At 50.0% G+C, this 12039-nt stretch carries 9 protein-coding genes; 6 read left to right on the plus strand and 3 right to left on the minus strand.

Going from position 1 to position 12039, the window contains the following annotated elements; all coding sequences use genetic code 11:
- Nucleotides 1–179 precede the first annotated feature (179 nt).
- From RDW05_RS10125 to RDW05_RS10150, 6 genes are all read left to right on the plus strand, one after another.
- Nucleotides 180–866, plus strand: coding sequence for a response regulator transcription factor (locus tag RDW05_RS10125; RefSeq protein WP_307978951.1), 687 nt, complete (start codon nt 180–182; stop codon nt 864–866).
- On the plus strand, nt 863–2542 hold the full coding sequence (locus RDW05_RS10130) for an ATP-binding protein (RefSeq protein WP_307978952.1): 1680 nt from the start codon (nt 863–865) through the stop codon (nt 2540–2542). The genes RDW05_RS10125 and RDW05_RS10130 overlap by 4 nt, the downstream gene beginning before the upstream one ends.
- A gap of 100 nt (nt 2543–2642) precedes the next feature.
- Entirely contained in the window at nt 2643–2912 is a 270-nt protein-coding gene (locus tag RDW05_RS10135; RefSeq protein ID WP_307978953.1) for an ACT domain-containing protein, read from the plus strand.
- A 9-nt stretch (nt 2913–2921) separates the two neighbouring features.
- Nucleotides 2922–4283 (plus strand): PFL family protein, encoded by a 1362-nt coding sequence (locus RDW05_RS10140; RefSeq protein ID WP_210684602.1) that lies wholly within the window; start codon nt 2922–2924, stop codon nt 4281–4283.
- Nucleotides 4283–4918: an endonuclease III gene (nth, locus tag RDW05_RS10145; RefSeq protein WP_307978955.1), complete on the plus strand. Its 636-nt coding sequence runs from the start codon at nt 4283–4285 to the stop codon at nt 4916–4918. Before RDW05_RS10140 ends, nth begins: the two co-directional genes overlap by 1 nt.
- Before the next feature lie 621 nt (nt 4919–5539).
- Complete coding sequence (locus tag RDW05_RS10150) at nt 5540–7822, plus strand: YadA-like family protein (RefSeq protein ID WP_307978957.1); 2283 nt, start codon at nt 5540–5542, stop codon at nt 7820–7822.
- 134 nt (nt 7823–7956) lie between these two features.
- Here RDW05_RS10150 and RDW05_RS10155 read toward each other — a convergent pair whose 3' ends face one another.
- From RDW05_RS10155 to RDW05_RS10165, 3 genes are all read right to left on the minus strand, one after another.
- Nucleotides 7957–8172 (minus strand): hypothetical protein, encoded by a 216-nt coding sequence (locus tag RDW05_RS10155; protein WP_021719892.1) that lies wholly within the window; start codon nt 8170–8172, stop codon nt 7957–7959.
- A gap of 290 nt (nt 8173–8462) precedes the next feature.
- Complete coding sequence (locus RDW05_RS10160; RefSeq protein WP_307978959.1) at nt 8463–10187, minus strand: [FeFe] hydrogenase, group A; 1725 nt, start codon at nt 10185–10187, stop codon at nt 8463–8465.
- Nucleotides 10181–12031, minus strand: coding sequence for an NAD(P)-binding protein (locus RDW05_RS10165; protein ID WP_304097574.1), 1851 nt, complete (start codon nt 12029–12031; stop codon nt 10181–10183). The genes RDW05_RS10160 and RDW05_RS10165 overlap by 7 nt, the downstream gene beginning before the upstream one ends.
- Nucleotides 12032–12039: the final 8 nt, after the last annotated feature.

Genomic DNA, 12039 nt, shown 5'->3' on the forward strand with positions numbered 1-12039 from the left:
GCACGGTGGTGTGAGAGGACGACTGCTCAAATAATGAGCAGTCTCCTACTCGATTGCTTCGCAGAGAGGCTGCAATGCCGACTTTCCCTCCTGTTAATTTTTTACCTAAATTTTACAGGCATTTTTTCTGATTTGCGTATATAATTATAGCGAAAGAGTATTGATTGGTGGTGTTTTTCATGATTTTCTGCGTGGAGGATGAACAAAATATTTGCGAGCTGGAGGTTTATACCCTGCAGTCCGTTGGCATGGAGGCACAGGGCTGCGGCAGCGGCCGAGAGCTTTTCGCTTTGCTGGAAAAGCAGGTGCCGGAGCTGATTGTTTTAGATATTATGCTGCCGGATGAGGATGGCGTAAGCATATTAAGACGTTTGCGTGCTGATAAACGTTATGCGAATATAGCTGTGATTATGGCTACGGCCAAGGGCTCGGAGTTTGATAAGGTTAAAGGACTGGACAGCGGTGCCGATGATTATATTGCCAAGCCCTTCGGTATGCTGGAAATGGTGGCGCGCATCAAGGCAGTGCTGCGCCGTTGCGCAGCACCACGCCCCAGTGAGGACGAAAGAGAAATCATCCGCATCGGTCAGCTGGAGGTTAACCAGCTGGAGCATAAGGTGAGTGTTAACGGTAGCGAGGTTGTGCTGACGCTGAAGGAATATGAGCTGCTGCGCAAGTTTTTGCAGCATCCCGGTATTGTCTTTTCGCGTGACAAGCTGCTGAACGATATCTGGGGCTATGAATTCAGCGGTGAAACACGTACTGTCGATGTGCATATCCGTACTCTGCGTCAAAAGCTGGGCGATGCAGGCGAGCTGATTGAAACTATCCGTGGCGTCGGCTATAGAATGGCGGCCGTAAAATGAAGCAGAGGCTTTTCCGCAGCATACTGCTGCTGACAGGGGCAGCAGTATGCCTTGTTTTGCTGCTCTTCTTCTGGTTTTCCTGCCAATATATTACGCAGGACAGCTTTGCCAGCCTCAAGCGTGAGGCGAACCTGCTGATTGTGGCCGACGGCGAGGGCAATGTACCGGTGAGCGAGCTGCAGCGCTTGCAGCTTGCCGACCGCGTAACGCTGATTGCACCGGACGGTCACGCTTTGTACGACAATTATGCTGATGCCGTATCAATGGAGAATCATTTAGAGCGCGAGGAGGTGCAGGAGGCGCTGAAAGGCGGTGAGGGCCGTAGCCAGCGTGCATCCGAAACCATCGGCAAGAATATTTTGTATTATGCAGTGCGCTTGCCGGACGGTAATGTGCTGCGCCTGTCGCGCACGAATGACGCTGTTTTTCAGCAGTATAAAATAATTCTTGGTTACTTTGTGCTGTTGGCACTGGTAGTTTTGTGCGGTGCCTTTTGGGCAGCCAAAACAATTACCGCCAGAATACTGCAGCCCTTGGAAAAGCTCAATCTGGAGCAGCCTGATTCGGAAGCTGTAGTTTATCCTGAGCTGAAGCCGATTATGGAGTATTTTGAGCTGCAGCAGGAAAAGCTGCAGAAGGAAATGCGCCGCTATAAAAATAAAAAACAGGAGCTGAAGGCCGTAACCAATAATATGGATGAAGGCCTGCTGTTCCTTAATCCGGTTTGGGAAATCGAATCGATTAATAAAAGTGCCGTAAAATTCTTCGGCAAGGAAAAGCAGGAGCTTTTGGGAACGAGCTTTTTTATGCTTGATGACAGCGAAGAAATCCGTCAGCTTTTGGCAAAAATTGAGCAGGAGGGCAAGGGGCGCTTAGTAATCAACCGCGGAAGCAGCTATTATCAGCTCAACGGCAGCAGAATTACCGATAAGGGCTTTGTGCTGCTGATTATGGATGTGACGGCGCATACTGCTTCGGAGAAAATCCGCCGTGAGTTTTCGGCTAACGTTTCGCATGAGCTGAAGACACCGCTGCAGTCGGTGCTGGGCTATTCGGAAATTATGCTCAGCGGTCTGGTGAAGCCTGAGGATACCAAGCGCTTTCTGCAGAAAATCAATGACGAGGCGCACAATCTGCTGCGTCTGATTGATGACATCATGCAGCTGTCGAAGCTGGATGAGCTGACGCACGATATGATGGAGGAATTTACCCTGCAGGATGTGGCGCAGAGTGCGCTGGCACGCCTGAAGGACAAGGCAGGCAGATTGCAGGTCAATCTGCAGCTTATCGATAACACCAATGGCAGCAGTAAGCTGCTGGGTATTTCTTCGCTGATGGAGGAAATTTTCTTCAACCTGTTGGATAATGGTCTGAAGTATAATCATCCCGGTGGTGAGGTTACGCTGCACCTGAGCGAAGGAGAAAATAAGTATACGGTGAGCGTTGCCGATACCGGTATGGGCATTCCCGGCAGTGAGCTGCCGCATATTTTCGAACGCTTTTACCGTGTCGACCGCAGCCGTCATAAGGCGATTGAGGGTACAGGCTTAGGTCTTTCCATCGTTAAGCACGGCGTCGGCTTCCATGGCGGCAGCATACGCGTGGTGAGTACTGTGGGGCAGGGGACGGAGTTCATCATGAAGTTCCCCAAGCCAAAGTATGAGGCTGAAAAATAAGCGAATTTTCATGTATACAACACAGAACTTCAAAGATGTGATACAATAAGAGCAGTACTATGAGTACTGCTCTTAAATTTTTTTGAAGGAGGTCGCAGATATGCGAGTTGTTTTAACTATCGTAGGTAAGGATAAGGTAGGTATTACCGCTAAAGTAAGCAATGCTTTGGCAGATATGAATATTAACATTATCAACATCAATCAAAATATTATGCAAGGCTTTTTTAATATGGTGCTGATTGCTGATATGGCAGAGGCTAACGTGCCCATTGCCGAAGCACGTGACAAAATGGCTGCTCTGGGTGTAGAAATCGGCGTAGAAATCCGTCTGCAGAGCGAAGAGATTTTCAGCGCAATGCATCGTATATAGGAGGCTGTCATGTTATTCAATACTGACGATATTTTAGAAACTACGCGCATGATTACCCAAAACAAGCTGGATGTGCGCACTATCACCATGGGCATCAGCCTGCGTGATTGCGGTCATCCGGATATCAAGGTAACAGCGCAGAAAATTTATGATAAGATTTGCCGCAAGGCAGAGCATCTGGTAAAAACCGGTGAGGATATCGAGGTTGAGCTGGGCGTGCCCATCATCAACAAGCGTATTTCCGTAACTCCGATTTCTATGGTGGGCGAAAGCTGCGACAGTAACGATTATGTACCGCTGGCACAGGCTTTGGATAACGCAGGCAAGCAGGTTGGCGTTAACTTCATCGGCGGCTTTTCCGCTCTCGTGGACAAGGGCTATACCAAGGGCGACCGCAATCTGATTGCTTCTATTCCAGAAGCATTGGCAGTTACCGACATTGTCTGCTCTTCCGTAAGCGTAGGCTCTACCAAATGCGGTATTAACATGGACGCTGTAAAACAAATGGGCGAGGTGGTGAAGGCTGCTGCCGAGCGTACTGCTGACCGCGATGCGATTGGCTGCGCTAAGCTGGTAGTATTCTGCAACGCTGTGCCTGATAACCCGTTCATGGCAGGTGCCTTCCACGGCGTAACCGAGCCGGAAAGTGTTATCAATGTTGGTGTCAGCGGACCGGGCGTTGTTAAATACGCATTGGAGCAGGTGCGTGACGGCGACATCGGTATGGTAGCCGAAACTATTAAAAAGACTGCCTTCAAGATTACCCGTGTAGGCCAGCTGGTAGCACAGGAGGCTGCACGCCGTCTGAATACCCAGTTCGGCATTATCGATCTGTCCTTGGCTCCGACTCCGGCAATCGGCGACAGTGTTGCGCATATTCTGGAGGAAATCGGTCTGGAAAGCTGTGGCGGCCCCGGCACTACCGCTACCCTGGCTATGCTGAACGACGCAGTTAAAAAGGGCGGCCTGATGGCTTCCAGCTATGTTGGCGGCCTGAGCGGTGCCTTCATTCCTGTAAGTGAGGATGCAGGTATGATTGCTGCGGTAGAACGCGGCGCTCTGTCCTTGGAAAAACTGGAGGCTATGACCTGCGTATGCTCTGTAGGTCTTGATATGATTGCTATTCCCGGCGATACCACTGCAGCAACTATCTCCGCAATTATTGCCGATGAAGCTGCTATCGGTATGATTAACAATAAAACTACTGCTGTACGTCTGATTCCTGTTCCGGGCAAGGACGTAGGCGACCGCGTTGAATTCGGCGGCCTGCTGGGTTATGCGCCGGTTCTTGGCGTGAAGAAGTTCAGCGCTGAAAAATTCATTAACCGCGGAGGACGTATTCCTGCACCGGTAAGGAGCCTGACCAACTGATGCGTAAGGCTCAAAGAGAAGCTATTCTGGCCAAGCTGGAGGAAACCTATAAGGGCAGCAAGACGGCGCTGAATTATAATTCGCCGTTTGAGCTTTTGGTAGCGGTAATTCTTTCGGCCCAATGTACGGATGAACGCGTAAATGTGATTACAGCGCGTATGTTTCCGCGTCTGAACACGCCGGAAAAAATGGGCGCGCTGACGCAGGAGGAAATGGAAGCGGAAATCCGCGACTGCGGTCTGTACCATGCCAAGGCCAAAAACCTGCTGGGAATGTGTCATATGCTGACTCAGCGCTTTAACAGTGTGATTCCGGATGACATCAAAACGCTGATGGAATTACCTGGCGTGGGGCAGAAAACGGCGAATGTTATTGCCAGCATTATCTATAACATTCCGGCGCTGGCAGTAGATACGCATGTTTTCCGTGTGTCGCACCGTTTGGGACTGGCAAAGGGCAAGGACCCGCTGGCTACGGAAAAGGAGCTGGAAAAAATCATTCCGCGTGAAAAGTGGATTGATGCGCACCACTGGTTTATCTGGCACGGGCGCAAAATCTGTAAGGCACGCAAGCCGTTGTGCCGTGGCTGTGTGGTCGTAGAGGAATGCCCGTTCAAAGAGAAAAACTTTGAGTAAGGCTTCGTCTGTAAGGCCATTTCTAAACGTGTAAGCGTTTACATCAAGTGCTTGCGGTAGAAGTGCTGACAGAAATTACAAGTAAAAAGCGAAGCAAAAAATTGGCCTGCAACCCATGATGGTGGCAGGCCTTTTGGTATGCGTTGATTTACTTTCCTTGTGTCCGCAGAAGATGGACTGTTTCGAGCATTTTTGCGCTGTCTTTTTATGACGCACACGGTTAGCAATGGCTTCGCTGTGCTACAGGCTGAGTTCACATCTATGTCAAAAAAATGTCCTTTGTGACAAAAATCTTTCACATTTTCTTCTTTGTAATAATTATTAAAGTATAAAATATATAAAAGAGAAAATTCTAACAATTATGATTAATGCGTAAAAGTGACGAATGAAAAATTGTGTATGAATATTTTATTATTCGATGTCTTTATGAAGAATACGAAAGTTTGACGCGTGGAGACGAAAAGAGTACAATTAAAGCAGGTAAAGGAGACGAACTGCTAAACTTTCAAGGCCTTGAATTTTAGTACCACCTTATCTGAGTTATATTTGATTAGTGAAATACTTTGTAACGAGGATTAAGCTTGCGCCACTGTGGCGCAGCGTGGAAAAGGGGGATTGAAAATGAAAAAGACTAGAAAGCAAACTGCTTTGGCAAAGTGCGTACTGGCGACGATTATGGCAATGGGCATGATGGGTTATGCTACTGTGTGGGCTGAAGATACTGTTACGCCTACGCCGTCTCCGATTGATAAGTCTGTTTCCAAAGACGCTGCAGGACAGATTTATGATGCTTCCCATAATTATCAACAGGGTTACTTCTGGACAGATTTAGGACATGCACAGGTAAAAATCGGTTCCGGCCAGCAGATTGAATTGTTTACACCTTTTATTTATCATACTACGAATGATCAATGGAAAAAGGGTGGCACTGGCTGGAGTCCTGTACATGAGGGCGATAACTCCGAAATGGAGTGTAAGGAGTCCATGAGCAGAATTACTGTAGGCGAATTCGACAGAATCATCAAATCCCTTTACACCAATGATATTACCATGGCTAAGACCATTTATGGTGAAGCAGACCAGGCAGGCCTAAAGGATAAGGTTATTAAAGAGGTAAAGGCAACTGCAGGTACAGGCGCAACAGTTAATACCTATACATTGGTACGCGATAACAATGAAGAGGTTGCAGTTGGTATTGTTGATACTGATACCAAAGTTGTTGATAATAAATTGACCTTTGCAGATGGCACATTGACTTCCAAGATTACTGATAATGCCGGTGGAACCTTTGAAAGCTCTGTAAACGGCATTGCTTCTCAGGAGTGGGTACAGGAAAAGATAGCAGAAATTCCTTCTATTATTGATACCAATAGCATTACTACTGTACAGAATGACGGAAATGGTTATGTGACTGTTACCGGTGGTCAGGGTGATGATGGTGATTACAATTATATCGTAGGCTTCAATGAAGAAAAGCTCATCGAAACTATTCAGGCAAATGACAAGGATACCATTACTACTGCGGAATCCGGGCATGAAATTATTACTGTAGAAAATAACCTGACTGATACTGATAATAAAAATTATAAGATCGGTATCAATGAAGAAGCTCTGAAGGGCTTCATTAAAGACAATACTCAGGATACCAACACCATTACTACCGTTGCTGTTAATACCAATATCCTGACGATTGAAGACAAAGGCGTAGAAGGCAACTATGCATATGAGCTTGGCATTAATAACGAGCAGCTGGGTGATTTTGTTAAGCAGTATGATACCAACACCATTACTACTGTTAAAGATGACGGCAATGGCTTTGTAACTGTTACTGAAGCACCTGATCCGAACCAGAGCGGCAACCATGCTTACACTGTATCCTTTAATGAGCAAAAGCTGAACGCAGCAATTGAAGCTCAGGACAGATACGTGAATGGTGGCAGCATTGGCGAAGACGGCAGCATTACTCTCAATGTTCACAACGGCAGAGACGTTACTCTGGAAGGCCAGATGAAGGATGCACGGCTGACTGATATTGAAAGAGATGAGAAAGCCGGAACTGCTACATTAGTAGTAAAGGATCGCTATAATCCTGAAGAAGTAAACAGACTGACGATTGATGATATCGCAAGCAAGGAACAAAACGATAGAGACCATGCTGAATTCAGAGAGCATTTTAATGAACTTGATCATCGCGTTGACAGCCTTGGCAGCCGCGTTGACAAGGTTGGCGCCGGTGCCGCCGCTCTCGCAGCGCTGCACCCGATGGATTTCGATCCCGATGACAAGTTGACCTTTGCAGCAGGCTACGGCAACTACAAGGGCAAAAACGCTGCTGCGGTAGGCGCGTTCTACCGTCCGGATGAAAAGGTTATGCTGAGCATTGGCGGAACCTTCGGCAACGGCGAGAACATGGTGAACGCAGGTATCTCCTTCTCCCTGGACCGCACTGCACGCGTAAGTAATTCCCGTACAGCGATGGCTAAGGAAATCGTAGACCTGAGAGCGAATGTAGCTAATCTCACCGCGCTGGTAGGCCAGCTGACCGCAGGCATGGGCGGCACGATTGAGATGGACAGAATGAAGCTCTTCCCGGATGTTCCCGAAAACCACTGGGCCTACGAATACATCGGCCGTCTGGCGGCAGCAGGCATCATCGAGGGTTATCCTGACGGCATGTTCAACGGCAACCGTATGATGAGCCGCTACGAATTCGCAGCAATGCTGTACAGAGCACTGGAAAAAGGCGTGAAGCTGGATCACAAGCTGGTTCGTGAATTTGAACCTGAAATGGGCCGTATCCATGTTGCCCGCATCTCCGGTGCGGATGGCGACAGAGGCAAGATTGAGCGTGTACGCGTATATGGCGGCGACAATCGTGACCACTACGGCAGCAAGCTGAAATGAAAATGCAGACAGCTGCATACTCCAAACCTAAATAAACAAACACTCCCTTTTCTATAATTAAAAGAGGAGAACCCCCAGTCCTTTACAGGATAAAAGGTGTTCTCCTCTTGCTTTTGTTTTACACAGTGTTTGGCTTAATCCCAGCGCTTGAGCATGTCCTCAATAATTTCCTTATTGGTTTTGCGGCGCTTCTTCTCGTAGTTACGGAAGTTGTTGTCTCTGTGGTCGGTGGAGTAGTCGGCGTAGTCAAAATCATCGTCGCTGCGTTCGTAGCTACGGTTGTAGTCGCCGTGGCCATCGTCCAGGGAAAGCGGGATTTGCTGTGTGTAGGTATAGGGTTGTGTGTACATGATTGACCTCATAGATTTTGGAAGAATTGGCTTTGCAATTAATATATCCTTACGCTTGGCTTTCAAGAGAGCCTCTCCTTGGGGAGAGGTGGCATCGCGAAGCGATGACGGAGAGGGGCAATAAATCTTATGTTATTTTGCAATTATAAAGAATGCAGACCCATCTCAGTCACCATATCGGGTGACAGCTCCCCCCTAGGGGAGCCTTCTCTTGCCCTATTGGTAATGCATCTTGCCTCTCTAATGAAGACGTTGCAGTTTGCGAGTCGTTTTCTTCTTTCCGTTTTCTATTACATATAATTATGCTCTTTTACATGGTCGGAGTGCAGCAGTTGCTCTGCTTTCTCACTCAGCGGTTTTTCCAGGAAGTCCTTGTAAAGCTCCTGTACATCCGGATTGTTGTGGGACTGGTGCAGAGGACGGTTGCTGTCGATGGTATAGAGCTTATTGCCAAGTACGTCGGCACGCTCTTCGCCGTCATGAATCGGCTGACCGCCGCCGCCAACACAGCCGCCGGGGCAGGCCATAACTTCTACGAAGTCATAATGAACCTTGCCTGCTTTGAGCTCGGCGAGCAGCTTGCCTGCATTACCCAGACCGCTTACGGTACAGGTGCGCAGTGTTGCGCCGCCAAGGGTGAATTCACGTACCTTGCGGCCTTCCGTACCACGAACGTCGGTGAAGGCATCAGCAGGAGCCTCATTGCCTTCGATTACATGGTAGGCGGTACGCAATGCTGCTTCCATTACGCCGCCGCTGGCACCGAAGATAACTCCGGCGCCGGTGCTCTGGCCCAGCGGATTATCAAAGGGCTGTTCGTCCAGCATTGCGGGGTTGATGTGCTCAGCACGTAGCAGGCGGATAAACTCGCGCGTGGTGAGTACGATATCTACATCATGGGTGCCGCTGCTGCGCATAGAGAAGAGGGCAGCTTCACGTTTTTTGGAAACGCAGGGCATGATGGAAACGGAGCAGATTTCCTTCGGCTTTAGGCCCTTCTTCTGTGCAAAATAGGATTTTGCCAGCGCACCGAAAATCTGTTGCGGAGATTTAGTGGTAGAAAGGTTAGGCACGAAGTACGGGTGAGTTTTGTTGACATAGCTTACCCAGCCGGGGCAGCAGGAGGTGAACATCGGCCAGCTGTGGTCCTGCGGATTTTGCAGGTGCTCCAGAAGCTCGCTTGCTTCCTCCATGATGGTAACGTCGGCAGCGTAGCAGGTGTCGAAAACATAATCGAAGCCGATTTTCTTCAGTGCTGCTACCATGCGGCCTTCGGTTGCCAGCTCGGGCGGCAGGTTGAAGGCTTCGGCCCAGGCGGTGCGCACTGCAGGCGCAACCTGCACTACAGTTACCTTGCTGGTGTCAGCCAGTACGTCATAAATCTTGGGAACGTCGTTACGCTCCTTCAGCGCGCCAACGGGGCAGTGGGTGATACACTGACCGCAGAGGCTGCAGTCACTGTCCTCAATGGAAACATTGCCGGCAACGTCTACGGTAGTACGGGAGCCGGTGTTCTGTACGTCCCAAATATGCAGCTTTTGCACCTTGTCACAAATCTGGACGCAGCGCATGCATTTGATGCATTTTTTGGAATCGCGGATGAGCGGGAACTCCTGGTTCCAGGGAGTGTCGACAACATCACGCTCATAAGGAATATCGTAAATGCCCAGGTCATTAGCCAAAGTCTGCAGGCTGCAGTTGCCGCTGCGCACGCAGGTAGCGCACATGCAGTCATGCTGGGATAAAATCAGCTCCACGTTGGTGCGGCGGATGCTGCGGGCCTTGGGGGAGTTGGTATAAACTACCAGACCTTCCTGTACCGGAGTGGTGCAGGCGGTAACTACACGGTTCTGTCCCTGGATTTCAACTACGCAGACCTTGCAGGCACTGATTTCGTTGATGCCTTTAAGATAACACAGGCGCGGGATTTCGATGCCGACGGTGGCAGCAGCCTGCATGATTGTTGTCCCCTGGGGAACGGAAACTTTTTGTCCGTCGATTGTCAGGTTTACCATTTTAAGGTTCTGCCTCCTTTCAGTGTGCTGAAGCCGAATTTGTCGCAGCGCAGGCAGCGTCCTGCTTCCTGGCAGGCTTCTTGCTTGGTCATGCCGCATTCAATAGGCTCAAAGGTATGTTTACGTTCGCCTGCTTCGGTTTCGTGCATCTGGATACGGCCGCAGGGACGTTTATCGTCAATAGACGGATCGGGGATAACTACATCACAGGAAATGGTGTGGTTATAGCCCAGATATTCATCAATATTAGCGGCAGCAACCTTACCGGCTGCAATAGCACGGATTACGGTTGCAGGGCCGGTTACGCAGTCGCCGCCGGCGAAGATGCCTTCATTGTTGGCAAGCTCACTGCTGGAGAGTGCGGAAATAGTACCGCGTTTGATTTTGATGCCGGCCTCCTCGAACGGACGCAGCTCAATGCCCTGGCCGATAGCAACAACGATAACGTCGCAGGGGATGCGCTCCAGCTCTACGTCAGCGTGAATCGGACGTGCACGTCCCCAGGCATCGATAGGACCGATGATTTGCGGTTCTGCCCAGAGAGCGGCCACATTACCTTCGGCATCCGCCTCAATGTGGTGCGGAGCTTTTAAGCCGTACAGCTCAGCGCCCTCGGCAATAGCACCTTCGATTTCCTCGGGCAGCGCGGTCATATCGTCCTGACGACGGCGGTAGGCGATGATAACCTTCTTGGCACCGAGACGGATGGAGCTGCGGGTGCAGTCCATAGCAACGTTGCCGCCGCCAATAACGACAACGGTTTTATCCTTAAAGTCAGGCATTTTTTCCTCACCGATATTGCGCAGCATTTCTACCGCGCTGATAACACCATGGGAATTCTCGCCTTCAATACCGATTTTCTTGTCGGTGTGAGCACCGATGGCAATATAAACTGCGTCAAATTCCTCACGCAGCTTTTCAAAGGGGATATCGCCCTCCTCGTTGCCGATTCTGGTGTTGCGATGCACCTCTACGCCGGTGGACAAAATAGCGTCCAGGTCCTCCTGCAGGCGTTCGCGCGGGAAGCGGTAAGCAGGAATGCCGTAGCGCAGCATGCCGCCGAGCTTGCTCTTCTCTTCGAACACAACAGCATGATGTCCCATCAGCTCCAGGTAGTAGGCTGCGGACATACCGCTGGGGCCGCCACCGATGATGGCGATACGTTTGTTGGTAGCAGGCTGTTTTTCGGGCAGCGGCACAGTGTTGCTTGGCGCGTTGTCGACAGCCATACGCTTCAGACCGCGGATATTGATAGGAGCATCAATCATGCTGCGACGGCAGCGTGCTTCACAGGGATGCTCGCAGATAAGACCGCAGGCAGTCGGGAAGGGGTTATCCTTGCGGATGAGCTTGACAGCGTCGGCATAACGGCCTGCACCAACTAATGCAATGTAGCCGGGGATATCAACCTGTGCCGGGCACAAAGCAACGCAGGGGATAGAATGATGAACGTTGACAGAGCATTTGCCCTTCTTTATGTGGTTAATGTAATCTTCACGGAAGCCTTCCAGACCGGCCAAAACCATTTTGGCTGCTTCGAAGCCTATGGCGCAGTCAGCGCTGTTGGCAACGTTTTGCGCGGTGCTTTCGATTAAATCCAGAGTGTGCATGTCAGCCTTGCCGGCGAGCACGTCTTCCATAAGATTCTGCAGCTGCGCGAGGCCTACACGGCAGGGTACGCATTTGCCACAGGTTTGTGCGTGGCAGACTTTGAGGAACGACAGCTGCAGATCAACAGGGCACAGTCCCGGGGGGCTGGCGATGATGTGTCGTTCCAGGTCCTTGTACAAGCGCTCGACCGTAAGCTGTGCCTGGTCGGGTGTTTCGATTCTTAAACGGCTCATAATTTTCC

The sequence above is a fragment of the uncultured Phascolarctobacterium sp. genome (assembly GCF_902463975.1).
GTDB lineage: Bacteria > Bacillota > Negativicutes > Acidaminococcales > Acidaminococcaceae > Phascolarctobacterium_A.